The 25,318-nt window shown below is 53.9% G+C and carries 22 protein-coding genes; 13 read left to right on the top strand and 9 right to left on the bottom strand.

Going from position 1 to position 25,318, the window contains the following annotated elements:
* Positions 1–39 precede the first annotated feature (39 nt).
* The 4 genes from AC5DDB_RS21805 (at position 40) to AC5DDB_RS21790 (ending at position 4,836) form a co-directional block, all read left to right on the top strand.
* A complete protein-coding gene (locus AC5DDB_RS21805) occupies positions 40–657 on the top strand; it encodes a 4Fe-4S dicluster domain-containing protein (RefSeq protein ID WP_491741887.1) in 618 nt (205 codons plus the stop codon).
* A gap of 879 nt (positions 658–1,536) precedes the next feature.
* Entirely contained in the window at positions 1,537–2,634 is a 1,098-nt protein-coding gene (locus AC5DDB_RS21800) for a hypothetical protein (protein WP_491741886.1), read from the top strand.
* Between the two features lie 233 nt (positions 2,635–2,867).
* Complete coding sequence (gene queD / locus AC5DDB_RS21795; RefSeq protein WP_491741885.1) at positions 2,868–3,224, top strand: 6-carboxytetrahydropterin synthase QueD; 357 nt, start codon at positions 2,868–2,870, stop codon at positions 3,222–3,224.
* Positions 3,225–3,369: 145 nt separating this feature from the next.
* Positions 3,370–4,836 (top strand): DUF1598 domain-containing protein, encoded by a 1,467-nt coding sequence (locus AC5DDB_RS21790; RefSeq protein ID WP_491741884.1) that lies wholly within the window; start codon positions 3,370–3,372, stop codon positions 4,834–4,836.
* A gap of 7 nt (positions 4,837–4,843) precedes the next feature.
* On the opposite strand, the gene AC5DDB_RS21785 is transcribed toward AC5DDB_RS21790, so the two are convergent.
* The 3 genes from AC5DDB_RS21785 to AC5DDB_RS21775 form a co-directional block, all read right to left on the bottom strand.
* Entirely contained in the window at positions 4,844–5,287 is a 444-nt protein-coding gene (locus AC5DDB_RS21785; protein WP_491741883.1) for a hypothetical protein, read from the bottom strand.
* Between the two features lie 99 nt (positions 5,288–5,386).
* Positions 5,387–6,403 (bottom strand): DUF1559 domain-containing protein, encoded by a 1,017-nt coding sequence (locus AC5DDB_RS21780; RefSeq protein ID WP_491741882.1) that lies wholly within the window; start codon positions 6,401–6,403, stop codon positions 5,387–5,389.
* 361 nt (positions 6,404–6,764) lie between these two features.
* Positions 6,765–6,908, bottom strand: coding sequence for a hypothetical protein (locus AC5DDB_RS21775; protein WP_491741881.1), 144 nt, complete (start codon positions 6,906–6,908; stop codon positions 6,765–6,767).
* Between the two features lie 349 nt (positions 6,909–7,257).
* Here AC5DDB_RS21775 and AC5DDB_RS21770 point away from each other — a divergent pair, with 349 nt between their 5' ends.
* From AC5DDB_RS21770 to AC5DDB_RS21760, 3 genes are all read left to right on the top strand, one after another.
* A complete protein-coding gene (locus AC5DDB_RS21770; protein WP_491741880.1) occupies positions 7,258–8,964 on the top strand; it encodes an alpha/beta hydrolase in 1,707 nt (568 codons plus the stop codon).
* Positions 8,965–9,111: 147 nt separating this feature from the next.
* Positions 9,112–9,768, top strand: a complete 657-nt coding sequence (locus AC5DDB_RS21765) for a hypothetical protein (protein WP_491741879.1) — start codon at positions 9,112–9,114, stop codon at positions 9,766–9,768.
* 160 nt (positions 9,769–9,928) lie between these two features.
* Complete coding sequence (locus AC5DDB_RS21760; RefSeq protein ID WP_491741878.1) at positions 9,929–11,296, top strand: MFS transporter; 1,368 nt, start codon at positions 9,929–9,931, stop codon at positions 11,294–11,296.
* Between the two features lie 79 nt (positions 11,297–11,375).
* Here AC5DDB_RS21760 and AC5DDB_RS21755 read toward each other — a convergent pair whose 3' ends face one another.
* From AC5DDB_RS21755 to AC5DDB_RS21735, 5 genes are all read right to left on the bottom strand, one after another.
* Positions 11,376–12,869 carry an aldehyde dehydrogenase family protein gene (locus AC5DDB_RS21755; RefSeq protein WP_491741911.1) on the bottom strand — a complete coding sequence of 498 codons (1,494 nt, stop codon included), beginning with the start codon at positions 12,867–12,869 and terminating at the stop codon, positions 11,376–11,378.
* Positions 12,870–12,907: 38 nt separating this feature from the next.
* Positions 12,908–14,062, bottom strand: a complete 1,155-nt coding sequence (locus AC5DDB_RS21750) for a lactonase family protein (protein ID WP_491741877.1) — start codon at positions 14,060–14,062, stop codon at positions 12,908–12,910.
* A gap of 116 nt (positions 14,063–14,178) precedes the next feature.
* On the bottom strand, positions 14,179–14,649 hold the full coding sequence (gene rimI / locus AC5DDB_RS21745; protein ID WP_491741910.1) for a ribosomal protein S18-alanine N-acetyltransferase: 471 nt from the start codon (positions 14,647–14,649) through the stop codon (positions 14,179–14,181).
* Between the two features lie 428 nt (positions 14,650–15,077).
* The gene (locus AC5DDB_RS21740) at positions 15,078–15,329 is read right to left on the bottom strand and encodes a hypothetical protein (protein ID WP_491741876.1); all 252 of its coding nucleotides are present in this window, start codon (positions 15,327–15,329) and stop codon (positions 15,078–15,080) included.
* 400 nt (positions 15,330–15,729) lie between these two features.
* Positions 15,730–16,761 carry a ferrochelatase gene (locus AC5DDB_RS21735; protein WP_491741875.1) on the bottom strand — a complete coding sequence of 344 codons (1,032 nt, stop codon included), beginning with the start codon at positions 16,759–16,761 and terminating at the stop codon, positions 15,730–15,732.
* A gap of 344 nt (positions 16,762–17,105) precedes the next feature.
* Here AC5DDB_RS21735 and AC5DDB_RS21730 point away from each other — a divergent pair, with 344 nt between their 5' ends.
* The 6 genes from AC5DDB_RS21730 (at position 17,106) to AC5DDB_RS21705 (ending at position 24,596) form a co-directional block, all read left to right on the top strand.
* A complete protein-coding gene (locus tag AC5DDB_RS21730; RefSeq protein WP_491741874.1) occupies positions 17,106–18,620 on the top strand; it encodes a UDP-N-acetylmuramoyl-L-alanyl-D-glutamate--2,6-diaminopimelate ligase in 1,515 nt (504 codons plus the stop codon).
* Positions 18,621–18,667: 47 nt separating this feature from the next.
* On the top strand, positions 18,668–20,077 hold the full coding sequence (locus AC5DDB_RS21725; protein ID WP_491741873.1) for a UDP-N-acetylmuramoyl-tripeptide--D-alanyl-D-alanine ligase: 1,410 nt from the start codon (positions 18,668–18,670) through the stop codon (positions 20,075–20,077).
* A gap of 268 nt (positions 20,078–20,345) precedes the next feature.
* Entirely contained in the window at positions 20,346–21,446 is a 1,101-nt protein-coding gene (mraY, locus tag AC5DDB_RS21720) for a phospho-N-acetylmuramoyl-pentapeptide-transferase (RefSeq protein WP_491741872.1), read from the top strand.
* A gap of 138 nt (positions 21,447–21,584) precedes the next feature.
* Positions 21,585–22,676, top strand: coding sequence for an FtsW/RodA/SpoVE family cell cycle protein (locus tag AC5DDB_RS21715; RefSeq protein ID WP_491741871.1), 1,092 nt, complete (start codon positions 21,585–21,587; stop codon positions 22,674–22,676).
* Positions 22,677–22,759: 83 nt separating this feature from the next.
* Complete coding sequence (locus tag AC5DDB_RS21710; RefSeq protein ID WP_491741870.1) at positions 22,760–23,692, top strand: amidohydrolase family protein; 933 nt, start codon at positions 22,760–22,762, stop codon at positions 23,690–23,692.
* A gap of 151 nt (positions 23,693–23,843) precedes the next feature.
* The gene (locus AC5DDB_RS21705) at positions 23,844–24,596 is read left to right on the top strand and encodes a creatininase family protein (protein ID WP_491741869.1); all 753 of its coding nucleotides are present in this window, start codon (positions 23,844–23,846) and stop codon (positions 24,594–24,596) included.
* 32 nt (positions 24,597–24,628) lie between these two features.
* Here AC5DDB_RS21705 and AC5DDB_RS21700 read toward each other — a convergent pair whose 3' ends face one another.
* Positions 24,629–25,312 carry a phosphoribosylanthranilate isomerase gene (locus tag AC5DDB_RS21700; protein ID WP_491741868.1) on the bottom strand — a complete coding sequence of 228 codons (684 nt, stop codon included), beginning with the start codon at positions 25,310–25,312 and terminating at the stop codon, positions 24,629–24,631.
* Between the last annotated feature and the right edge of the window lie 6 nt (positions 25,313–25,318).

Raw genomic sequence — 25,318 nt, 5'->3', positions numbered from 1 at the left:
TCTGGAATTTCCCGGTTTTCGCAGTGAATGGGATCATCGATGACGATTTCGATGCAGAAATACTTTGAGACCCGTAAGGCCGATCGGAAGAAAGAGACCCGGTATCTGGCGGTGATCAATAAGGACAATTGCACCTCTTGCAATGCGTGTGCATCGCAATGCCCGGTGGATTGTATCTACGAAGTGGTCAGCCCGGTCCCGTCGGGAAGTTACCACCAGATCGACACGTCGCGGTGTATCGGTTGTCAGTTGTGTTACCGGGTGCCCTCGGAAAGCAACGACCATTACACGCTGGAGATCTGCCCCTGGAACGCGATCGACATGCTGCACAATCCGAACGTGAAACCGTCGGATGAAAGCGTGTTGCAGCCGTATTGGATGGGCGAAGACGCCGACATGCCTTGGCCGAAGATCGAGGAATACGGCTACCAATTCCGTATGGACGGCGAAGTTTTCCTACCCGTGAGCGAAACCGGTTTGCAGGAAATCATGGGCTGGCTGATGCAGAAGGACTGGTACTACGACGACGACGTGACCGTCGAAATCGTCCAAGAAGTCGCCCGCAGCGAAGACTACATCCGCTACCAAGCCACCGAAGAAGGCCGTGACGTGCTGGATGTCGCATATGAAGACTACCAGCGGATCTTTATGGATTGACGCATGGGGTGGCGGTTTCATGAACGAAGCCCCGTAGGCTGGGAGTTCAACTTTGTGGACTCAGCAAGCAACCTTTTCTCACGCTATCATTATCATCAGTTTTGTTGCGGTAGCGTTTCTGGCGTGCATGGGTAGCAAAACTTTCGTTGGTTTCCTATTTGTCGTTCCGGCTATTTTCCTGCTCATTGCGATCCCAGTCGTCGTGCAGATCTGGATTTCGCGTTGTATGCGATGGCTTAACCGACGCCGGTTAGCCCACGTTGCTTGCAACCGGGAATCACAAAGTGATCAAGAGGTTGAACGTCGTCGGTTGACATAGTTGATCGGGACGGGTGGCACGCCATGACCAACGGGAAGGGCGTGGGTTCCCTGGTTTCCACGCAGGGTGGCCCAGGTTGCTTGCAACCTGGGATCACAAAGTGATCAAGAGGTTGAACGTCGTCGGTTGACATAGTTGATCGAAACTCCAACGGTTTTCTGCTTCTCGTACCGTTAAACCGCATCCTCTGACTGTGAATATACCTATCGCATCCAAGAACCTCTTGCTGTTTCGCAGCCCAGAAAGAAATCTTTCTGGGCCACCCCACGGTTAACTTGCTCTGGTTCAACCAGCGATTCTGGATAATTGATATTCCATTCGCATTTTTAGGGATATCCAGGTAAGTTGAACTGCTGGCATCTAGGAATTTCGATCCAGTGGATGGCAAGTTTGTCGCGTTTCGGTAAGCTTCATTCGGCTCGCGACGTTTACAAAAGGCCCACTCATGAAGAGCCGTGAGCAGGACACCCGCGCGAACACGGGTCTGGCAAGACAATGAGCGGCTCCAGTAAGCAACGGATACATGTGGGTTTCCACACACGCACATGAGGACGTTCATCATGAGACAAACGCTAATCCTTGTGTTCTTGGGTTTGGTTAGTGCTTCGAATGTCGTGCGTGCCGATGACAAGTCACCGTGCCAGGTCCATTTGATTCTCTTTGTCCCTGCGGACGTCGATCCACCGACCCGTTGTCAACAAAGAGTCGACCAGATTGTCGAATACGCCGAATCATTCTTCCAACACGAGTTCAAGCGTTGGGGGCATGAGGACGTCGTCATGCCTTTTCGCCGATCAGCGGATGGTCACGTTGAGGTGACGATGATTCGAGGAAAGAAGAAGACGGCGGAGTACAAGCCCGTGTCGGTCCGGATGGAAGTCATGGAAACCAACCGACGGAATGGCAAGCTCAATGGCGGACGACAGGTCTGGTGGATTTTGATGTATCGCGGCTCGTTTCCTGTGAACTCTTCTTTCCTAGGAGGGTTCGGTCGGCAAATCGGCGGTTGGGCAGTCTGCAACCTTGACCTGACTCCGGGGCGTGTCGATCCCAAAGCTGAAATGGGCAGTGAGTTTCTTAAGACGCTGACACTCAAAGGCATGCTCCACGAATTGGGCCACGGATTTCAACTGCCGCATATCGGGCCATTGAGACGCGACGACGCTGGAAATACGCTGATGGGCCCGACCCACTTGAACTACAAACGCGTTGCACGATTCCACGAAGAACGCGTCTACCTCTGTGAGGCAGAAGCGGCGATCCTGACAACGCATCCAGCCTTCAAAGGTACCGCTGACGTCCCTGGTCCGCTCCCGAAGATCAACGTGCAAAACATGAAATATGTAGCAGACCGCAAGACGAATGCCTTCGTCATTAGTGGTCGTCTATCATCGGACCAGCGTGCTGCCTATGCACTGGTTGCCGATGAATCTGATGCCCGACCCGGTGAGTATTGGACGAAAACCTATGTGGGCAAGGTCAGTCCCAACGGCGACTTTGAAGTGCAGGTTTCCGAACCTTCCGAGTCAAACGGATCGCTTAAAGTGTGGTTTGTGTTTGAGGGCGGCACCCAGACCGGAAATGGCAAATCCCGCGGTCGTGAGAGCGGAATTCCCAAAGCGTACACATACCGTCAAAGACAGTGGACATTCCATTGAAACCGCAACGGGACGGCCGAACATACACAGGGACCAAAGTTGCCAACCACTCGCAAGTTGTAATCAACGTCACGTAATAATCTAGAGGTTGTACGTCGGGACGGGTGGCACACCATGACCAACGGGAAGGGTGTGGGTTCCTTAGTTTCCACGCCCATCGCTTCGTTTTGCGACGTGCCACCCGATCGGCTTTGCGATCCTTGACTCTCTAATTTCAATCCTCGGCAAAGACAATGGAACTCTACAAAGATCTCACATTCGAAGCGGCTCATCGGTTGCCGAATTTGCCGGAGGGGCATAAGTGCAAGCGGTTGCATGGGCACTCGTTCCGCGTGCGGGTGTGGGTGTCTGGGCCTGTTGATCCCGAGACGGGTTGGGTGATGGACTTTAGTGACATCAAAGCCGCGTGCAAACCGGTTGTCGATCGGTTGGATCACTACTATCTCAACGAGATCGAAGGCTTGGAGAACCCGACAAGCGAGAACATCGCCCGCTGGATTTGGCAGCAGTTGGCCGCTGAGCTGCCGCTGATGGATCGGATCGAAGTCAGCGAGACCTGCACTTCCGGCTGCGTGTACCGGGGCGAGTGATTCTGGTATCGTGAATTGAGACTCGGTTGACATCAGAAACACACTCTCTGGAATCCCGCGTAATTGCGTCGATTGCCGAGTTGTGACGACTGATTCAATATGATTCGATTCCCAGAACTCTGAGCGGGCCGGTCAGGAGTTTGCGATGCGTTGGTTGGCAGGTGTGTTGCTGACGACTCTGGTGCCTTCCTTAGCCTATAGCCAAGGGTTCGCACCGATTGGCGGTGGCGTCGCGGTGCAGGGTGGAGCTGCGGGCGGTCAACAAGGGCAAGTGGCCGGCGGACAGCAGGGCCAGGTCGCCGGTGGTCAACAGGGACAAGTGGCCGGTGGGATCGGTGGAAACGCAGGCGGGATCGACATCGATGCCCAAGGCGTGGTCTCCCCGAAGTTCGGCAAACAGCAATCGCTGAAACTCACCCAAGCAAAGATGCAGGCGCTCGCCGAGAAAACGCTCAATGCCGACGTCAATCAGACCAGCGAACTCCGCAAGGTTTCCTTGGTGCGACTCGAAGCGGCGATCGAAAAGAAACTCGCCGCCGGCGATCCGATTCCCGTCGAGATGCAGTTTCTCGCGGGCCTGACTCGGATCGACTATGTGTTTCTCGACGAAGACAAAAAAGACCTCGTGCTGGCGGGACGGGCGGAAGGGTTTGCACCGGATGATGTCGGCCGCGTGCGGGGAACCGAAACCGGTCGTCCGCCGCTGCGACTCGACGATTTAATGGTTGCGTTGCGGACACTTGAACGGACGAGTTCGCTGGGGTGTTCGATCGATCCTGATGAACAACGCTTGGCTCAACTTCAACAGTGGGTGCGAGCGAACAGCACGCCCGCATCGGCTGCGGTGGCGGCACAACGGTATCAGGCGATGGCTCAAATACTCGGACTGCAGAACGTTCGCGTGTGGGGCATCCCGGCCGATTCCCACTTCGGAATTGCAATCGTCGAAGCCGACTGGCGAATGAAACTGATGTCACTCGGCATCGAACGTCCGCCGGTGAAAGGGTTTCAAAGTCAACTCGCCGGAATTGGTCTGCGAGGCAATAGCATGCAACGGTTTTGGATCACGCCGTTATACGATGCTTTCCAGACCAACGAAGACAAAACCGCCTACGCTATTTCCGGTCAACGGGCGCAGGTGATGTCTCAAGAAGAATACGTCGATGGAGCCGGCCAACGGACCGATGCCCCGTTCACTCGTGTTTCAACGCAGCGATTTGCCAAAAACTTCACCGAGAAGTTCCCAGAAATCGCAGCGACTATGCCCGTGTTTGCGGAGTTACAGAACCAACTCGATTTGGTCATCCTGGCGGCACTGCTCAAGAAAGATCGCTTGGCTCAGCGAATCGGTTGGAAGAAGTCGTTGTTCTTGGACGAACAACGGGCCCACTTCGCTCGCATGGAGGCGCCGAAACACGTCAACACGGTGGCCAACTTTAAACGGGCCGGTCAGGCGTTAGTTGGACTGATCGGCGGCGGTGTTGTGGTCGACGCTATGCAGACCGTTCGCAATGCGGAATTCAAAACTGATACCGCCGAGCGACTCAACGGAATCCGACGCGGAGCCATGAAGACAACCGCGCCGGAGTCTCATTCGTGGTGGTGGGATTAGTCGCGGATTACTCGGCGTTGGCTTTGTTGGTCGATTCCAATTGCAGATCGATCACGTTGTGTCCATTCTCGACCGTGATCGTCTCGATCTCTTGATAATACTCCTTCGGGAACTGCGGACGCTTCGGTTTGGAGGACGGAATCGGTTTGCCGTCGGGACCTAATTGTGGCATCGTTCCACTTCCCGGATCTTCACCGGGGACGAGGTGCACACGGTGTTTCCCCGCTTCAATTCCATTCTTTTGAAAGCTGAAAGCCGCTTCGTAATGCCCTTCAGCATCGGTCTTGGCATACGAGGGGGAACCGTTGCCATCGGCGGGAGTGAATGAAAACGTGATGCCTTCCGGTGCGGGTTTTCCGTCGACGAAAACGGTGCCTTCCAGAGTCGACAAACCGCCGCCGCAACCGGTCAGAGCGAGCATAAAAAGTGTCAATAATACAGACCAGCGCATGAAAGATGTCTCGGTGAAAAAGGACGGGCACCTGCGTTCTATGAACGAGGCACCCTGAGGAAGAATTCGACAGAGTCGGCCAACGTCTCTGGTTTTGGTTTAGAAGTCTCCGCCTAACGGTTGGCCGTCATCTCGGCAGCCGAGACGCTGGTACAAGCCGATGGTAGACTTGTCGATATTGCTGAACGTCGTGCTCCAGTGGTGTGGGTTGCCACTGAGGTCCAAACCGTTGCTGAATTGAATGGTCTCGCTGATGAATCGCACGCTGCCGTCAACCAGCAAGAAATTCGCACCACCGGGGTGATAACTCGAAAATGCCGAGTAATAACGCCCCGTCAACGGTTGATTGAGTTTCATCAGGAACGAACGGCCGACGACCTTCGGAGACGACCAGGCATCTTCACTGTTCGTGTTGCCGACACCAACCCAATAAGCCGCTTGGTGATCCCAACCACGTTCACCGACCAAGAACGTGTTCGAAGTTCCGTCCGTGATCTCGGCAAACCCAGTTCCTTCTTGAGCGCCAATCGCTCCGTGTTTCTCGGAGATGCCGCCAGCTGCGTTCCAGTTGCTGTACTGATAAGCATACACACCGACGTAATTGCTGACGGCTGGTTTTGTGCTGTCCGGTCCGCCACTGTGACAGAAGTCGACACTGGTATTGATGTCACCGGGCGTGATGTCACTCGGGCAGCGGTAAATAGCAATCGGAGTGCGAATTGCCGCGACCATGTCAGCAGGCCACGAGGAGGAGTTGTTGCCCGGAAGCGCTTGGTCGAATTCCCGTGTGCCAACCCCGAGCAGATTGTACAAGTTCTCTTGCTCGATATAGGGGAGAATCCGCGCTCCCCAACCCCATGCTTTCGTCCAGTTGGCGGCATTGGCAATGTCGTTAAACCCGTAGCCGGCGGGGAGTTCCTGGTAGGTATCATGGAAGTTGTGCATCGCGACCCCAATTTGCTTGAGGTTGTTTTTGCACGACATACGTCGAGCCGCCTCGCGGGCTTGCTGAACAGCCGGCAATAGCAAGGCGATCAGGATGGCAATAATTGCGATCACCACCAAAAGCTCAATCAGGGTGAACCCGGTGCGCGCAGAACGACTAGCGCGAGTCATAGTTAGCCTCTCAATGGAAAAGTCAAAAAAAGGAGGGAAGTCAACTAATGTTTATTGCAGGCAGATATCAGGCGGGATTACCGGCGGAGCGGCAATTGTAGCAAATCTATCGCAGGGGGAAACGAAAGAAACCCGCTTGCCTAGGAAATAGCAAGCGGGTTTCGATTGAGGCAAAGGAAGCAACGTTATTCGGATCTTGCCGAGCGGTTGCTTCGGGTTATCAGACGGCGACATTGCCAGGTTCGCGGTCTGGTTGATTTACGGTCTGGTTGTTTTATCTGCGGGAATGTAATCAGACTCAGATTCCCTGAACACTCTCCAAATAACTATCGGTCGACAGAACCCGACAGAATTCTCGGGTTTATTCGAACTCGTCAGGATCGAAACCAAGTTCATCGGCATCTGGGTGGTAAACCAGGGTATCACGGAGGTTGACGGTGGTTGCGAAGTCTTCCATATCGTCGGAAATCGATGCCAAAATGTTGGCGGTGCTTGCAATATGCATAGTTGTCCTCTCTGGACTCGAAGACCGAATCCGTTCTGCCGGTGAATTGAAGTAACAGGGTTGAAGTTGAAAGGGAGAGATAGCAAGCGGAGTGCCAATTCGAAAAAGAATTTGAAAATCAAGCGTTTTGCCAATGTTTTTCAGGACTTTCGGAAAAGTGACCCCAGTTTCCCACCGCCATACGCGGAAGAAATTGCATTCTCAATGACCAATTTGAACAAACAGGAACCGGCTGGCTGGCTCCAAAATCGCCGAGACAACACGGGAGATTCGTCTGTGCAGGATCGCGGTTCTCGATACAATCCCCTGGAAGCATTCGCCGTTGCTTGGGAGAAAGGATTCAACCTCAATGCGGACACGACTCTTGTTGATGTGCTGGCTCGGCTTGCTACTCGTGGGCTGTGCTCAGCAAGCTGAAGATCGAAGAGAACCTGAGGACAAATTCGATTCTGCACCGACGACAACATCCCAAGTAGACGTCCCGGATTTGCCAGGCGATGAGGTGGTTGCGTCTGATACCGAAGAGGCATCGGTCCCGATCCCACCAGGTCCCGAACCGTTTCCTGAGTCCTTTCCGGATTCCGAACCCCGTGTTCGCATGGAACCGCCAGTTCGTATGCTTCCACATCGTGAGCCGACTTCGGTTCCGCCAGAGCAGCCCTACCAGCTCACGCCAGAACCGCCGGAGACTGTTGAGGCTCCCGACGAACCCAGTTTCGAGATGGCCGAACCTCGCCAACCGGAACTCGTCGCGGAAGAAACCGCTGAGGAGTCCGCCGACAAACCGGCCGAGCGCAGCCGTGTCGTGCAAGTGTTCTACGCGACGGATCGTCATCCGGAGTCGGCTATTGCCTTGTCGATGGTCAGCCGGTTTGAAATGTTCTTTGTACCGTCAGCGATTGTGGCTGCATTGGCGTTTCTGTTTGCGATCTCGATGTTCGTGCATCGGCGACGGATTCTCCTCGCGTTAGGCATGCTCGCCTGTGGTGCGGGGGCGGTCTGGCTGTTTCACGACGCAAGTTTGCAAGCGGAGGCATGGGATCGGGCGGCCGATTATGGAGACCGCATCTACGGACCGAATCGGCATGAAGTCGCCGGTGTGCCACAATTGGAATGGGGACGCTGCGAAGTCACGCTGCCACCGGATCATCAACCCGGTCAGTTCGAGACCGCGTCACTGATGCGGATGGAGTTCTCCCAAGACCCGCAAAAGCACATCGTGTTACAACGCACCGTGCGTATGCCGGAAGAGGAACTTCTGCTGGACTTGCAAGACGTGATCGTTAATTCCGCCCGGCACGAAGCCTTTGTGTTCATTCATGGTTACAACGTGAGTTTTGCGAAAGCGGTCCGGCGGACGGCTCAAATTTGGTATGACCTGGAATTTGATGGAGCCGCGTTGTGCTACAGCTGGCCTTCGCAAGGTGAAACCGCTTCGTATACATACGACGAAGCCAGTGTTGACTGGGCAGTGCTGCAGTTTGAACGCACGCTCAAAACCGTAATGCAGGAAAGCGGAGCCGAGAAAGTTCACGTCATCGCACATAGCATGGGGAACCGCATTTTGGTTCAGGCGCTCGAACGGATGTCTCTCGAAAACAAAGGTCTCGATCCAAAGTCGTCGAAGATGCGATTGGGGCAGATCATCATGGCGGCTCCCGATGTCGATGCGTCCGCGTTTCGGAACCGCTATCTGCCAGCCGCTCGGGAAATGGCCGACCGAGTGACGATGTATGCGTCCTCGAAGGATCGCGCGTTGATTGCGTCCGCTAAAATCCACGGACACACTCGGGCCGGGCTTTCGGGAGAATATCTTGTGACGGTCGAAGGGTTGGAAACAATCGACGCATCTGCCATCGATACCAGCCTGATCGGACACTCTTACTACGGCGACAATCCGCTGTTGATTCACGATCTCCGCAGCCTGATCGACGAAAACGCCCCGGCTAAAACGCGACAATGGCTGACCGAAGTCGCAAAGCAGTCCACCTTGCCACACTGGGTCTTCGATCCCAAGATTCTCGCCCTACAACACGAACTACTACCCCGACATTGAGCAGGAATCAGGGGACTGGAGTCATGAAACGTTCATTTGTCTCCGGCTCCTGACTCCTGACATGCGCACTCTCGCAGATCAGCGGCATTCTTACCGGGAGTTTGATAGAATCGAACGACCAAATAAGTGCTTTTCGGGAGTCAGCCGATGCGTTGGATTCTTTGGAGTGTGTTGACCGTTGTTGTTGCGTCCGGTTCGGCGTTCGCACAGCAGAAGTCGTCTGTGATGGCACTCGATGCGAAGGCGAGCAAGGCCGTCGAGAGTTTTTCGCGTGAGATCTTCGTCATCGCGAAAGACTACGAAAACGAAGGTGAACTCGAAAAAGCCAAGTCGATTCTGGAAACGCTGGCGACGGTCAAACCGGATATCAAAGGGCTGAAGGAAAAGATTCAAAGCCTTGATGAGGAAATTCTGTCCTCAAACGATTTCGACGTCGATTGGACAGCCTCATCGGTGTGGCAAAAACCGATTGCCCGCGTTGCCAAGGGGAAAAAATTTCGCGTGCAGGTTTCCGGCAGCTACCGAATGACAGCCACATTAGCGTTGCCGCCGAGTGGTGTCCCACAAGGCAAAGGTCTCGATTCGCCTCTCGCGGCGGCACCGTTCGGCTCGCTGGTCGGGGTGATTCTGCCATTGGATAAGAAGAAGGCGAAAGACGCCGAACCATTCCCCATCGGTGACGGTAAAGACATCAACCCTGACACTAGCGGCATGCTGTTCATCCGCGTCAACCTCCCCCCCGGCAGCCGCCCCTCCGGAAAACTCGACCTGAAATTCAGCGGCTACGTGCTGAAAGCCGGCTGAGCTCAGGAGTCGGAAATCGAGAGACAGGGGGCAAACGTTCCATTCGACTTTAAACACAGTTGCTGTCTCCAGTCACCAGACCGAAGCCTCGCCTTTGATTGGATGCTGAACTACAATTCGACTCTGGGTTGTTTTGTTCGTCCGCTCGATCGGGAGAGGTATGTCTGCATCGGAATCGGCCGCGTCAGTGAGCGGAATCACGACCGAGGAGTCGGAGGAATCGGGGATTCTCACGCAGCATGAAGGGCCGAGCGAACGGTCGCGGCAGATCGAAGAGTTGCAGACCCGCAACTTGTTGGTGCTAGCGTTGCATCAGATCGTGATGCGGACGTCGTGGATCTTCAAAACCGAAAGCGTGATCATGCCCGCTTTCGTAGACGCGATCGCCGGGGCGGCGTGGGTTCGCGGTTGGTTGCCCGTGCTGAACCGCTTCGGCCAAAGTGTGCCGCCGTTATTGTTCGCCGAACGCCTACAATATGCTCCGCTCAAAAAACGTCTGCTCATCGCGACGACGTGGATCATGGCGGTCCCGTTTCTCACGCTGTCGGCAATCTGGCTGACACTACAGGCGACCGACGCTGACCTCGACCGCCTGTTCTGGTTGCCGCCGTTGTTCTTATTTCTGTACACAGTTTTCTTTTCCACGACTGGGCTAAACCTGCTGAGTTTCAACACCCTGCAAGGGAAACTCATTCACGCCACACGTCGCGGTCGATTGATGACACTGACCGGCGTCATCGGTTCCCTGACGGCCATCACATGTGCCTGGCTCGTGTTGCGAACGTGGCTGGAACGTAAAGGCGGCGGGTTCGGTCTGATCTTCGGCACCACAGGCTTAGGGTTCTTAGTCGCGGGTGCGGTGGTCTTTTGGGTTGCGGAGCCGGTCGATCAATTGGAACGTCCTCCGCGTCGCCCATTTTGGGATCACTTTCGGATCGGTTGGCAAACATTGAAGGACGACCGCAACTTCCGCTGGCTAGCCGCGACGGTCATGCTGTTCATTACCACAATGTTACTGTTCCCGCATTATCAGGCGATGGGACGGGAACTGTTGAACTGCAATCATAGCGAGTTGCTAGCTTGGTTGATCGCACAGAATGCCGGAGCCGGATTGTTCAGCGTGTTCGCGGGAACGCTTGCCGACCGCTATGGGAATCGGTTGGCGATGCGATTCATGATGACCGGCACAGTTGCAACGCCATTGATGGCATTGGCTATCGCGCATGGCATCATTCCGGGTGGCCGATCGGTGTACTGGATCACGTTCGTGTTTCTCGGATTAACGCCGATGGCCATTCGTACCATCGCCAATTACACGCTCGAACTCTGCGACGAAATGCATCATGCAAAGTATCTCAGCACACTCAAAATTTGCATGGGCGTCCCGATCCTGTTCGCTCCGCTGGTTGGCGTATTGATCGATCACACGGGATTTACCCCCGCCTTCCTGGGCGTCTCCGTGATATTGTTTTGCTCGGTCCTACTAACGTTCCGTCTCCCGGAACCACGCAATGGCGTAAATGTGTAGGGTCCGCTATGCGGACCGAAACGATTGGGATTGATCCGCACAGCAGACCCTACATCACTGATCGCCGTTCGCTCAATTCTTACAATGGTCTCACGACGGACAAACTGCGGGTGTAGTCGAGGTACGTTTCCACCGACAACACTCCTCCGCCGATGCCGCTTTTGTTGATCCCCGCATAAGGCACGCCGTGGGCGAACACATTGTGGGCGTTGATCCAACTATTGCCGGCGATCATGCGTTCGGCGACGCGGTTGGCCCGGTCGAGGTCGGCCGTCCAGACGCTATTTGCTAATCCGTAATCGGTGGAGTTCACCATTTCGACGGCTTGTTTTTCGTCATCGAATGGCGTGAGATACGCCACCGGCCCGAAGATTTCTTCACGGGCGGCAACGTTGTCCAGCGAGCCAGCCATCAGCGCGGGTTTCACATAGTAACCGTCATGCCCGGAAACTTCGGCGGCGCCTCCGGCGAGGACCAACTCCGCGCCTTCCTTCTGGCCTTTCTCCAAGTATCCCAAGACGCGATCGCGTTGCTTCGCATTCACAACCGGCCCCATTTGGGTACCGCCTTCGAGTTGATAACCGATCTGCACCTTCTCCAAACGGGATTTGCACGCCGCCACGAACCGATCGTAAATCGGCTTCTGCACCAGCCAACGGGTGGCATCGCAGCAGACTTGCCCGGTGTGGAACGTGATTGCTCCGACAAGTTTGTCGGCAGTGTCTTCAATGTCCACGTCGTCGAACAAGACTGCTGCCCCTTTGCCACCAAGCTCCAACTTCACCGGCGTGAGGTTGCGACCACAGACTTCCGCGACCATGCGACCGACTTCCGGCGAACCGGTAAACGACATCCGTTGCAAACCGGGATGCGACGACAACGCCGCTCCTGCGGTTCTCCCGTAGCCGGTCACGACGTTGATGACACCATCCGGTATGCCAACGTCCTTGGCGATCTTTGCGAAGTATAACGTCGAGAGCGGCGTATCTTCCGCTGGTTTGACGACGATCGTATTCCCAGCAGCGAGTGCGGGTGCGATGTTCCAACCGAGTAGCAGGAACGGGAAGTTCCAAGGGAAAATGAACCCACACGGCCCCCAGGGCATGCGGACGGTGCGTGCATCATAACCCGCGACCGCCAGCGGAGTCCGACGTTGGATATGCTGCGACATCTCGACGAAGTACCGCATCGTGTCGATGAAATTTTGAATGTCGCCGGTCGCTTGCGAGAGGACTTTCCCGGCGTCGCGTGATTCTAGGTGGGCCAAGATCTCGCGGTTTTTCTCGACGGCATCGGCCAAACGATGTAAAAGCACACCACGTTCGTTCGCTGCCATCTCTGCCCAACCGGATTGCTTAAACGCAGAGTCGGCGGCGGCAACAGCCTTGTCGATATCCGATTCGCCCATCGCCGCGACTTCGGCAAGCGGTTTCCCCGAACCGGGGTCAGACGTCGTAAAAGTCTCCCCACTTTCGGCCGCGACCCATTCACCGCCGATGAAACCTTTCAACGGAGAGCCGGACAGGAATTGATCGACCGCTTGTTGTACGTCTTGGTTAGTCATGATGAGCAGCTTTCGTAAAAAACGTAATGCGAATGGCCGGTTTTCAATCAGGGTTTTAGGAATCGTACGCAAACCGGCATTGGAACGGAGACGGGTTCGCCGATCGCTTCGAGTTCGCCGGACTCTTGGTCGATTTTGAACACGGCCACGTTATTCGTGTCCTGATTGGCGGCGAGCAAATATTTTCCGTCCGGCGTGATATTGAAGTTGCGTGGTGTTTGACCACGTGTGGACTCGTGACCCACGACGGTCAACTTTCCAGTTTTCTGATCGACTCGGAAAATCGCGATTGTGTGGTGACCGCGATTCGACACGTACACGAATTTCCCACTCGGGTGAACTCGTGTTTCCGCGGTAGAATTATTCGTGCTCTCGTAGTCTTCCGGCAAGGTGGACAAAGTTTGGATCGGCGTCATTCCGCCGGTGTCGGCGTCGTATTCCAGCACGACAACCGTCATCGTCAACTCACCATTGATGTACGCGGTTCTGCCATTCGGATGGAACGCGAAATGTCTTGGCCCAGAACCGGGTTCGATTTTTGCGAACGGTGGGTCGTTCTTGGTGAGCTTACTGGTCTTAGGATCGAACTCGTAGATGAGCACCTGATCCAACCCGAGGTCACACACATAGGCATGCTTCTGAGCGGGATCGAGATTGATGCTATGTGCATGCGGGCCTTCTTGCCGACGCGGGTTCACACTGGAACCTTCATGCTGCATGACCGTGGCGGGGTCTTTGAGGGAACCATCGTCCTGAATCGGTAGCGACGCACAACTGCCGGCTCCGTAATTCGCCACGAAAGCCGTCGTGCCTTTGGCATCGACCGAAACGTGACACGGACCAACACCGCCTGAAGGTTTGCGATTCAATTCCGTGAGCTTGCCGGTCGTTGGATCGATGGAAAGAGCCGTCACCGCACCAGTCTTTTTGCCTTCGAAGTCGGACATCTCACTCACGGCATACACGAACTTCCTCTTCGGATGGAACTCCAAGAAGGACGGGTTCGGGAGCTTCGCCGCCAGTTCCGGTTTCGACAGTGCGCCGGTTTCGAGATTCAGCCGCGAAAAGTAAATGCCCTCGCTGTCGCTGTTGCCGCGGGTGTAGGTCCCAAAGTAGACGAGCAGTTCGTTGTCGGAATCTTTCGCGGTTGCGGAGGCAGCTGCGATCGCCATCATCGTGACTGCAAAACTTGACGGAAGCATAGAAAACTCCAGGGGGCCAGTAGGTTTGTCTTCCTCAGCATACCACCCCGGGATCCAAAAAAAAGCCTCGGAGGAAGACCCTCCGAGGCGTATGCAAATTCAAATTGTGAGATCACTCAGGCGGCGTCGAATTCCGAAATGCGATTTTGCGGTGCGAACGGTGAGAACACATCGTCCACCGGCTTCAGTCGGTACTGCATCGCGTAGGCATCTTCGGCGGTGTCTTCGTAGTAATTCCGAATGACTTCGACCGCGCGGAATTGCTGTTGGCTGAAGAACAATTGAGCGGGCAAATTTCGCTCGCGAACTTCCAGCACGATTTCTTGACGACGTTGTTGCGACAATTTGTCGACCAGGCGGCGAACCATTTGATTACCGACACCTTGGCGTCGGTGCGATTCGCTGACGGCGAAATTCAGAATTCGCAGCCGGGACTTGTGGAGTTCGTAAATCATGAACCCCACGATATCGTTCCCCGACTCAGCGACCATCCCGATGCAGTTGCGTTGACGCAAACAACACAGGAAATCTTCCTCGGACCAAGGGAACTCGAAACTTTGGCGTTCGATTTCGAGAACTTCCGCCATGTCGCGGCGGATAAGCCATCGAATTTGAACCTTCAAGCGCTGCTCTTGTTGCGTGTTTCCGTACGACACGGTGGCCTCCTTGCCCCAGACTGACGATGACGGACTTCGATTTCTTTGCTCTGGCGGCGAAACAAAACCCTTTGGCGCGGATCATTCCCGCAACACGCGCCGCGTGGCGATTCTTTGTTCGCTTTCAAGAGTTGATAAAAGACGAGAGAGGACACCCATCGATTTCTTGTGTAATCGACGGGTGGCAAGAAATTATCAGATGATGCGTTTGACGTATAGCCGAGTTTTCTAACTTTTGACGTTTTTTTCATCTCCGAAAGAGCCACGTCGCTTAACACATTACAGCGTCGATAGAACGATCACTGCCCACTCGAATGGTGGCATGGAACGGTCGACAATGGCTCTTGTTCGACGGCAGATTACCCTTTGGCGGGTTGCGTCCAGACTACGAGCTTGTTGAGAACATCGGTCGCGCCGGTGACGCGTTGCACGAAGTCGGAAACTTCAGCCAGATCGCTGTCGGAGCAGAGAACACCTTCCAAGCACACACCGCCCCCAGGAAAGCAACGAACGATCAAACGTTCGAATTCGAATTCCGGGTGACTCATCAGTTCACGACGCAAACGGACTTCAACACGGTCGGTTAGGTCGACCGCAACAGCGGTGTTCATGGGAGCTTTTCCTGCCAAGGGGGTTTGGGGGGTCGGATCGAGCGCGGGTTCCATTTTCGACTCCTGTTCGAAGCGGGGCATCCTGAAACCACGTCACCATACGTGGCGATGGTGATGAGTTTACAGTCTTCCCAGAGAATGCAAAGGTGTTTTTTGATGTTTCATTGCAAAATAATGATGCATAGGTCGCCCGGTCTGCAAAAGACGCGCCGGGCAGTGGAATTGGAAACCACGCACCAAGTCTCGAACTGTCAGGAGTCGATCATACCACCAGCTGAAAACTGATAAAGTTCATTTCCGAAATTTTAGGGGAATCCACCACCCTCAAGACCGGGAGTAATGCGTCTGGTGAGCCATGATGAGAAACCACGCAGTTTGTACAAATTAGGGGCACAGAAATTCAACGACGAGTCGGCCGCGCGGGAGCCGGACAACAATCGACGGGGCAGACATCGTGGTTCGGACCGTATTGGCCGATTGCCCGTTTGGGGACCTTCGAGTCGAGTCGTTCTTGGATGAGTTCCCGTAGCATCTGCACGAACTTCGGATGCGTTCCCACGCTCTTGGCTCGCACCATTGTCATGCCCAATTCAGCCGCTTTTTCCTGGGCTTCCTCGTCCAGATCGAACAAAACTTCCATGTGATCGGATAGAAAACCGATCGGCATGACGATCACATTTTGCACGCCGTTGTCGCCCAAGTTCTGCAGGTGATCAAGAATATCCGGTTCCAACCAGGGATCCTGCGGTCGACCGCTCCGGCTTTGATAGACCAGTTCCCATTGGTCTTCCGTCGCACCGACCGACTCCGCAACCAACCGGCAAGCTTCCTTAAGTTGCCGCTCGTAGTTGCAATGGTCGGCCATCGACATCGGAATGCTATGGGCCGTGAATGCAATGTGGAAGCCGTTCGCGGTCTCCAGGGAGTCGAATACGGTTGCCGCTTCCCGCACGCGGTCGGCATTCGCTTCCACAAAAAGTGGGTGATTATAGAAGACACGGATCTTGTCCACGTTGGCAAAACCTTCCCCGATCGTCTGCTGAGCGTTCGCTACGTCTTCGCGGTACTGTCGGCAACTCGAATAAGAACTATACGCCGCCAAGACCAAACCCAGGGCCCGCTTAATCCCGTCGTCACGCATCTGCTGCATGGTGTCTGTGAGCATCGGATGCCAATTGCGATTTCCCCAGTACACCGGCAAATCGATACCGTGAGCATCAAGTTCCGGCCGAAGGGCGTCGAGGAGTTCCCTGACCTGGGCATTGATCGGGCTAACACCGCCGAAGTGGTTGTAATGTTCCGCGACTTCGAGCATCCGCTCACGAGGAACGTTCCGTCCTCGTAACACGTTCTCAAGAAACGGAATAACATCATCGGGGCCTTCGGGCCCTCCAAAACCAATCACCAAAATGGCGTCGTAGGCGGCATTCATTAGGGGCATCTCTTGCGGAATTTCGGGGGTTCAGGCGGTTTGGTGTTATTATGGCCGGTCGGATGGGAATGGCAAATCGAGGTGAAAATCGACAGCCGCGCAACAAGGTGAGGTTCGATTGAAAAAGTGGTGTAACTCTTACAACGCTGGGGAAATTCCGTCAAATGCCGTTGCATGAATTCGCTGAAATAGCAACAATCCCGCCCGCTCCCACGGACACAGTCCTACGAGCAAAAGAGTGAATATCACGCCCGGACCGGGATCGACTGATCAGGATGAAACGTCGACCTCATTGGCTGCAATTTGCGGCGATTTCCGGGATTTTGGGGCACGGAGGCTGAACGATGTCGCCATGGCTGCCGCAAAGTCAAGAACCGATCAGTTTGCGTCAACTGTTTCCAGCTGCCAGTTTTGTCGGCTGTGCAGATATCCGCATTACCGATATCTGCGAAGACAGCACGCGTTGCAAACCACGCATCATGTTCGCCGCACTGCCGGGAACACGATGTCACGGAATCGCATTCGTCGATGAGGCCGTCAATCGCGGTGCTGGTTCCATTCTTGTGGAACATCCGCTGCCGAATGTGTCGGTGCCACAGTGCGTGGTCCGTAATGTCCGCTCTGCTTATTCATGTCTTTGCGAAGCGATTCACGAATATCCGTCGCAACGGCTGAAGACCGTCGGCGTGACCGGAACCAATGGCAAAACCACGACCACATATCTCGTTCGATCGATTCTCAAATCGGTCGGTCACCCGACTGGGCTAATGGGGACCATCGAGTACGACGATGGCATCGAACAACAACCCGCCCAAATGACGACACCGGATTCGGCGACAATGGCCGAATGTCTGTCACGAATGGTTCTAAATCGGCAAACGCATGTTGCCCTAGAACTCTCCAGCCATGCGTTAGACCAAGGGCGTGCGGCTGGAACACAGTTGGATGTCGCCATTGTGACGAACATCACCCATGATCACTTCGACTATCACCACAACACGTCTGCCTATATCCAAGCCAAATCACGAATCTTCGAACAATGTAAACCAGGTGCTACGATCGTCCTGAATTGTGACGACCCGAATACCGCCGCACTTCAGAAGCAACTCGTCGGACGCAAAGTCGTCACCTACGGCATCCATTCCGAAGCCAACGTCACTGCCGAGATTACGGAAAGTTCCATTTACGGCACACGTTTTCGAGTACGCGTTGGAGCCGAATCGCAGATGTTTTGGACGAACCTCATTGGAGAGCACAACGTTTCCAATTGTCTGGCAGCGATTGTAGCCACCTCGACGTTCGGGCTTTCACTGCGAGAAATTTCAGCGGGTATCGAGCGATTAAATGCGGTTCCCGGACGAATGGAACTCGTCGCCGCAAATCATCAAAAGCGTGTGTTCGTAGACTATGCACATACGCCCGACGCCCTGACTCACGCCATTCACACGCTGAAACAACACACCCCGGGCCGCATGATCTGCGTTTTTGGTGCCGGTGGAGACCGTGACAAAACCAAACGGCCGTTACTCGGCCAAGCGGCGGCACAAGCTGATATCGCAATTGTCACCAGCGATAACCCGCGGTCCGAAGACCCCGTCGCCATTATTGACGATATCGTCAGCGGCATGAACTCGGAGAACTGCACACGTCATGTTGAAGTCGATCGTTACGCCGCCATTGAACTTGCAATTTTCTTAGCACAACGTGGAGACACTGTCCTGATTGCTGGCAAGGGCCACGAAACAATCCAAGAGGTCTCTGGGACTCACTTTCATTTTGACGATCGTGAAGCCGTTCGCGACATCTTGCCAGTCCCGAATCTTCATGCCCCGGCTCCGTATGAGCGTTTGAGTGCATAAAGAGCGACGGTCAAAGTTCTCGTACAACGTTTTTTGAAGTTTATAAGATGCAGTCCACGACATTCGACAACCTCATTCAAGCGGTCAGCGGAAAAGCCGTTGGGTTGTCTGTTGGGGCGACATTCTCACGCATACAGACCGACTCTCGCAACGTGCAACCGGGCGACGTATTCTGGGCACTCCGTGGCGAGCGATTCGATGGTCACGAGTTCGTCAGCCAGGCTTTCGAAAAAGGAGCAATTGCTAGTCTCGTATCTCACGAATACGCCGCCTGTCATCCGCAGACACACAGAACAATTGCTGTACACGATACTAAGAAGGCGCTCCAACAATTCGCACGTTGGCATCGATTACAATGGGGCGGACCTGTCATCGGCGTAACCGGCTCATGTGGAAAAACGACGACTCGCGAAGCGATTCATTCGACACTCTCGGCCACACTTACCGGTTGCCAGAGTCACTTGAACAATAACAACCACTTCGGCGTCCCATTTACATTGCTAGATATCGAGCCGAATGACCAATTCGCAGTTGTCGAGTGCGGTGCATCAACGCTTGGAGAGATGCGTGAACTAGTCTCGTGTTGTCTTCCCAACATTGGCGTGATCACTGGAATCAGTAACGCACATCTCGAAGGCTTCGGAAGCCTCCAAGGAGTCTACGCCGAAAAAACGGAGATGGTTCGTTCACTAGCAAGCAACGAGCTAGCAATCCTCTCAGGTGATAGTAGAAAACTACAGGGACTCGCTAGTCAACTCCAATGTAGAACACTCTTAGTTGGAGAAGGTTCCGGCAATGATGTCCACATCGAGAATGTTCGCCTGGTAGACTCTCAAGTTCTCTTCCAGATTGATCGTGAGACGTACCGGCTGCCGTTAGCAGGTAAACATTATGCACTCTCTGGAGCTATTGCAGTTGCGATTGCACGCGAGTTCGGCCTAACTGCGGCCCAGATCAAAGAGGGGCTGCTCAATACCCAGCCAGTTCCTGGCCGATGCCAAATCGAACGGTTGGGACCATGGACTGTGATCAACGACACCTACAATGCCAACCCAGCCTCTGCATTAGCCGCCTGTCGGTTACTCAGAGACTGGGAACCACAGCAGTTTGCTCGAAAACATCTCGTACTTGGTGACATGTTAGAACTCGGTGCGAGGTCCACATCACTCCACCGCGAGCTTGGTCGGCAAATTGCTGTCAGCGGTATCGACAATCTCTACACTTTCGGTCGCGACGCCGAAAATATTGTAGCCGGCGCTGTCGAAGAGGGGTTTCCCTCCTTGCGAACAAATGCTAGTAACTCTCTGACAGAACTTTGCATACAACTAGTAGACAACCTTGGCGAAAATGATGTGGTGTTAGTCAAAGGCTCACGTGGTACAAGAATGGAGAGAGTCGTCGATTATCTCCGAAGCCATGCAAATTACCCGACAATACACATGGCGCGAGCCGCTTGATTCGAACACTCATAGACTATTAAGGAAACTAACCTGTTAGATTCTATCGTTTACGTATGGGTTTGCGGGGATCCGACGTGACGTTCAATTCGCTTGGACGCGAGCAAATCGGTAATGGACCAAGTGGTTACTGGGTCGATCACTCCATCTACCGCTTGACGATAGAATCTAAAGACCGGGTGTCGAAGGCATTCCTTCGGCACCCGGGGATACACCATCAGCGACGTTGATTAGGCAGTTTGTAGTTAATGAAGGATGGGTCACTCCCGTGTTGTTTTGGTTGCTTCGTGACTTTGCACCCAGCTTACGACAACTCGACTTGATGACAGGCGATTCGAGCATGTTTCTCACCGCCCGAATCGCCTTGGCAAGTCTAACATCGTTTCTGTTGACCCTAGTTTTCGGGCCAATGGCAATTCGCTGGCTGCGTGAGCGATTTCGCGAACCGATACGAAGCGACTCCGCCCGTCTTGATGAGATTCAATCGAGTAAGAATCTCACGCCGACGATGGGCGGGCTATTCATCATCGCATCGATTGCGATTGCAACCCTCCTCTGGGGCGATCTAGCAAATCACTACGTCCAAATTGGTCTATTCGTCGCCATGTCATATGCGGCCCTTGGGGCTTGGGATGACTGGACAAAACTCAAGACAAATCGAAAAGGTCTCGGAGTTCGACAGAAACTAGTTATTCAAGTCGCTATCGCAACATTTGTCGGATTGCTCCTCTATGTTGAAGGTCAACATCAGGCGGTTCAGTCGGATCTGATTTGGCCGTTTGGTGGTTATCGAATATCTTTAGGCATCGGGCTGATTGCTTGGACTGCACTAGTAACGGTCAGTGCGTCGAATGCTGTCAATCTGACAGATGGGCTCGATGGCCTTGCGAGTGGATGCATGGTGTGTGCGGGTTCGGCTTTTATAGCCTTGTCCTACCTTGCGGGACACCGAATCTTAGCCGAGCACATGAGCGTTCCTCACGTTGTCGGCGGCGGAGAAGTTAGCGTTATTCTTGGCGCGATGGTCGGGGGACTGCTCGGTTTTCTATGGTTTAATTGTCACCCGGCCCAAGTTTTTATGGGGGACACCGGATCGCTTCCGATCGGTGCACTTCTGGCCTTTGCGGCACTCGTCTCAAAACAAGAAGTCTTATTGGTAATTTGTGGTGGCGTGTTTGTTGTTGAAGCCTTGAGTGTGATTTGCCAAGTGGCGTCGTTTAAACTGACTGGGCAGCGTGTCATTCTCTGTAGCCCGCTCCACAACCATTATTTATTCCGTGGCGACCCGGAAACACGGATTGTCATGCGGTTCTGGATTGGGTCCGCGTTGCTTGCGATTGTCAGTCTAGCAACTCTGAAAATACGATAGCGAACATAAGAAGATTTGAAGCGTCGTTAGGGAGAGAGGGAATTGGAGCCGGTGTTGCTAGTTACAGACTAGTGACACCGGCTTCGCCCCTTCAATGAGACTCCCAAACTTGATGTGACAATTCTTGTTGGGTGCCACATGGACGCAACCCGGAGTCTCTTCATCTCACTGGTTGCCGTTCTGGTTGGCTTCGGGCTTCTCGTCGTACATAGTGCAAGTGTGACGTCATGGCCCACCGAGTCGGAACAAGTCTATCTTTCACGGCATGCGGCCTTCGTCCTACTCGGTAGTTTAATCGCTGCGGGGTGTTCTCAGGTATCAGCGAGTCGTTGGCGGTACCTTTCTCCTTGGTTACTCCTTGTGACGGTATTGGTACTAGCTCTTGTCTTAGTCCCTGGCGTCGGCGTTCGCGTGAATGGTGCCAGGCGTTGGCTACGATTTGGAAGTCTTTCGTTTCAACCTTCGGAACTTGCGAAAATCACGTTGCCGTTGTTGCTCGCATCACTAGCAACAGTCAAACGCGAGTGGCTCGACCACTGGGTTTATGGGACCTCGCCATTCATACTGCCAATTGGTTGTGTAAGTGGGCTCGTCCTTGTCGAGCCTGATCTCGGCACGGCGATCTTCCTATTGACCGGAGGCGTTGTGTGCCTGTTTCTTGCCGGGTGGCCGATTCGATACTTCCTAGCGATTACTTTGTTCGGCGGGCTAACACTCGGTGCTGGTGTGGGGCTGAAGCCGTATCAGTTTGAACGAATCTCGGGATTCATGAAGGCTTGGTCAGACTTCGACTCTGCACCTTATCAATTGAAGCAATCGGTAATGACTCTAGGTGCCGGCGGCGTGAATGGTGTCGGGATCGGGAAAGGCTGGCAGAAACTCAGTTTTCTGCCTGAAGCAAACACAGATTTTGTGATTGCAGTCGTCGGTGAAGAACTTGGTTTGATCGGCACACTCGGGCTAGCCGCAGTTTGGACTGGCGTCTTGCTTTGCGGTTTCCGACTTGTGAATCGATGCGAGCCAACGAGTTTCTCAGCGATCGCCGGCAAAACGTTGCTTGTGCAATTGGTTCTCCAGGCTGCTCTCAATGTGGCCGTTGTAACTGCGATGGTGCCGCCCAAGGGAATTACGCATCCGCTTGTCAGTTATGGTGGCAGTAATCTTGTGTGCAGTTTGATATCGATTGGCATCATTCTCGGTTTGACCAAGCCCGCCGCAAAATTGACCTGACGCATGGTTCATACTGGATTCTTGAGGGCCATCCATCTATTCTGGCCGATATGAAAACTCCAGAAATCAATCGCAGGGAATGGGTGCTCGGGACTCTAGCCGGCTTTGCCGGGCTAAGTAGTCGACTGGTGTCGGCTATTGATCAGGAGCCAGCCCTCGACATCATTGACTGTCATACGCATTTCTATGATCCGACGCGGGCGGCGGGTGTGCCATGGCCACCAAAGAATTCGACTCTCTACCGGACAGTTTTGCCCAGGCATTTGAAGGAAATAAAAAGCTTCCGTCGAGTGACTGGTACGGTCGTTGTTGAAGCGAGTCCTTGGGTCGAGGACAACGCCTGGTTGCTGGAACTTGCGAAGGATGACCCGTTCATCGTGGGGATTGTCGGCAACCTCACACCAGGCGAACCGGGGTTCAAAGACCATCTCAAGCGATTCGCTTCAAACGAGTTGTATCGTGGTATTCGTATCTCGGAGAAGCTCCTTAGTCGCCTGTTGTCCACAGAAGGTTTGACCGATCTGAAGTTGCTTGTCGAACATGATCTCGAACTGGACGTCAATGGAGGACCGTCGACACCGGGGGTGATTGCAAAACTGGCAGGCAGGCTGCCGTCACTCCGAATCGTGCAGAACCACGTCGGCAATGTTACGATCACATCCGCACCACCGCCAAAGGATTGGCAGACTAACATTCAGACAGCTGCTAGACACAAGAATGTCTACTGCAAGATTTCCGCATTGGTCGAAGGTGCGGCACGTGTCCGAAAGACTGATGTACCGACTGACTTAAATTTCTATCGCCCGTACATCGATGTGATTTGGGATGCCTTCGGTGACGATCGCGTGATTTACGGTAGCAATTGGCCGGTATCGGAACGGGCTGCTAGCTATGAGACACTTCAAAGACTTGTGCATGAGTATGCATCCGAGAAAGGGGCTCTCGCAATGCAGAAGTTCTTCGCTCTGAATGCGAAATCCGCATATCAATGGGTCGACCGGCCTGGAAGAATTTGATGGTCTCTTCGATTCCTAGTCGTTGCTAAATTAACCGTTTATAGCCTAGGCATTCTGATACACCCTCTTGTTTCATTGACCGCTGCGAATCACCCTATGTTCACATTCCAACTTTTCGACGAAAGATAGACATCTAATGAAGTTCATGGAAATGACGGCCACTCAGATCGCGAAAGTTGACCGCGAGAACACGCTTGTGATTGTGCCGATTGCTGCGATCGAGCAACATGGGCCGCATATGCCAACCGGGACCGATACCATACTGTGTACTGCGGTGGCAGAGGCCGTGGAACGAGAGCTCTCGTCGCAGGTTTTGATTACACCCACGGTTTGGCTTGGTGCGAGTTCGCATCACTTGCGTTTTGGGGCGACTTTAGATGCGGACTTAGACACACACATCACGTTGCTTTGCGATATTGCATTGTCGCTACTTGAAGATGGATTTACACGAATTTTGTTTCTCAATGGTCACGGAGGGAATGTCGACCCGATGCGAGTAGCTGCCCGTAAACTCCAACCGATGTATCGCGAAGCAGTCATCGCAGCGGGTAGCTATTGGGATGTGGCCGTCAAAGAGCGAGAACAGTTTTTACAGGGTGATCATAAGTTTGTTGGCCACGCATGTGAGTTCGAAACCTCGTTGATGTTGCATGTCCGCCCAGATCTCGTCGACCAACCATTGTGCAGCAATGCTGGTGAACTCGTGCCTAGCGAGGTGGGTGAAGTTTTCGTCAGTCGTGATATGACACAAAGGACTCAAGCTGGTTTCACGGGGCGTCCCGATCTCGCAACCGCAGAAACAGGACAAAAGATTTTCGAGGCGATTGTCACGAACCTTCAGGCAACCGTGCAGAAACTCTTGTCGCAGCCTCTAAGTGAGAACTACGAAGACTTCGTTTCTTAGCGGACGTTTGTTGGGGATCACTCGCATGGTCATTAGGAAGCTGAGTTGATCGCGGAAACGAATTGGGCGAGTTTTTCCTCGTCCAATTTACCATCCTGTCGAACGCCACTGCAGACGTCGATTCCGTATGGTTTCACAGCGGAAACTGCGGTGGCAATGTTTTCAACATTGAGCCCGCCGGCTAGAAAGACGGGCTTTCTTGATTGCTCGACGATTTGGCGACTTAGGTTCCAATCATGAATTCGTCCGGTTCCGCCCAGTTCGCGGATGGCTGCTCTCGGATTTCCGGAATCGAGCAGAATGGCGTCGACGCTGTCCGATACGCGAACGGCTTTCTCGATCGACTGTCCATCACGAACATGAATAACTTGGACGATCTTCACAGCGGGAAGTTCTGCACGGATCAGGGGATAAACCTCTGGGTGAATGTCGTCATCGACAAGTTGAACCGTATTGACTCCTGTTCGACGAACATGTTGGATGATGGCATCCGCCCGAGTCTCTTGAGTTAGCAAAAACGTGGCGACCGGCGGCGGAACTGTCGGAGCAATTTCTGCGATCAGTTCGTCCGGAATTGGCCCCGGACCGCTCGGCATCGCTCCCACAAGCCCGATGGCATCAGCACCGTAGGCGATGGCCAGACGCGCTTCCTCGGCTGACTGGATGCAGCAAATCTTCAGTCTCGTGCGTCGGGACGGTACGGAAATCGCGTTCATATCCGG

The organism is Thalassoroseus sp. (genome assembly GCF_984380535.1).
The sequence above is the reverse complement of the archived record's forward strand: the minus strand, read 5'-3'. Positions and strand labels throughout refer to the sequence as shown.

Coding starts and splice junctions, on each gene's coding strand:
- AC5DDB_RS21770 (WP_491741880.1), top strand. CDS start 7,258: ATGCGGACACGACTCTTGTTGATGTGCTGGCTCGGCTTGCTACTCGTG.
- AC5DDB_RS21700 (WP_491741868.1), bottom strand. CDS start 25,312: ATGAACGCGATTTCCGTACCGTCCCGACGCACGAGACTGAAGATTTGC.
- AC5DDB_RS21775 (WP_491741881.1), bottom strand. CDS start 6,908: ATGCATATTGCAAGCACCGCCAACATTTTGGCATCGATTTCCGACGAT.
- AC5DDB_RS21800 (WP_491741886.1), top strand. CDS start 1,537: ATGAGACAAACGCTAATCCTTGTGTTCTTGGGTTTGGTTAGTGCTTCG.
- AC5DDB_RS21790 (WP_491741884.1), top strand. CDS start 3,370: ATGCGTTGGTTGGCAGGTGTGTTGCTGACGACTCTGGTGCCTTCCTTA.
- rimI (WP_491741910.1), bottom strand. CDS start 14,649: ATGGCGGAAGTTCTCGAAATCGAACGCCAAAGTTTCGAGTTCCCTTGG.
- AC5DDB_RS21805 (WP_491741887.1), top strand. CDS start 40: ATGACGATTTCGATGCAGAAATACTTTGAGACCCGTAAGGCCGATCGG.
- AC5DDB_RS21725 (WP_491741873.1), top strand. CDS start 18,668: ATGCAGTCCACGACATTCGACAACCTCATTCAAGCGGTCAGCGGAAAA.
- AC5DDB_RS21780 (WP_491741882.1), bottom strand. CDS start 6,403: ATGACTCGCGCTAGTCGTTCTGCGCGCACCGGGTTCACCCTGATTGAG.
- AC5DDB_RS21750 (WP_491741877.1), bottom strand. CDS start 14,062: ATGCTTCCGTCAAGTTTTGCAGTCACGATGATGGCGATCGCAGCTGCC.
- AC5DDB_RS21705 (WP_491741869.1), top strand. CDS start 23,844: ATGACGGCCACTCAGATCGCGAAAGTTGACCGCGAGAACACGCTTGTG.
- AC5DDB_RS21765 (WP_491741879.1), top strand. CDS start 9,112: ATGCGTTGGATTCTTTGGAGTGTGTTGACCGTTGTTGTTGCGTCCGGT.
- queD (WP_491741885.1), top strand. CDS start 2,868: ATGGAACTCTACAAAGATCTCACATTCGAAGCGGCTCATCGGTTGCCG.
- AC5DDB_RS21740 (WP_491741876.1), bottom strand. CDS start 15,329: ATGAACACCGCTGTTGCGGTCGACCTAACCGACCGTGTTGAAGTCCGT.
- AC5DDB_RS21715 (WP_491741871.1), top strand. CDS start 21,585: ATGGACGCAACCCGGAGTCTCTTCATCTCACTGGTTGCCGTTCTGGTT.
- AC5DDB_RS21735 (WP_491741875.1), bottom strand. CDS start 16,761: ATGAATGCCGCCTACGACGCCATTTTGGTGATTGGTTTTGGAGGGCCC.
- AC5DDB_RS21785 (WP_491741883.1), bottom strand. CDS start 5,287: ATGCGCTGGTCTGTATTATTGACACTTTTTATGCTCGCTCTGACCGGT.
- AC5DDB_RS21760 (WP_491741878.1), top strand. CDS start 9,929: ATGTCTGCATCGGAATCGGCCGCGTCAGTGAGCGGAATCACGACCGAG.
- AC5DDB_RS21730 (WP_491741874.1), top strand. CDS start 17,106: ATGTCGCCATGGCTGCCGCAAAGTCAAGAACCGATCAGTTTGCGTCAA.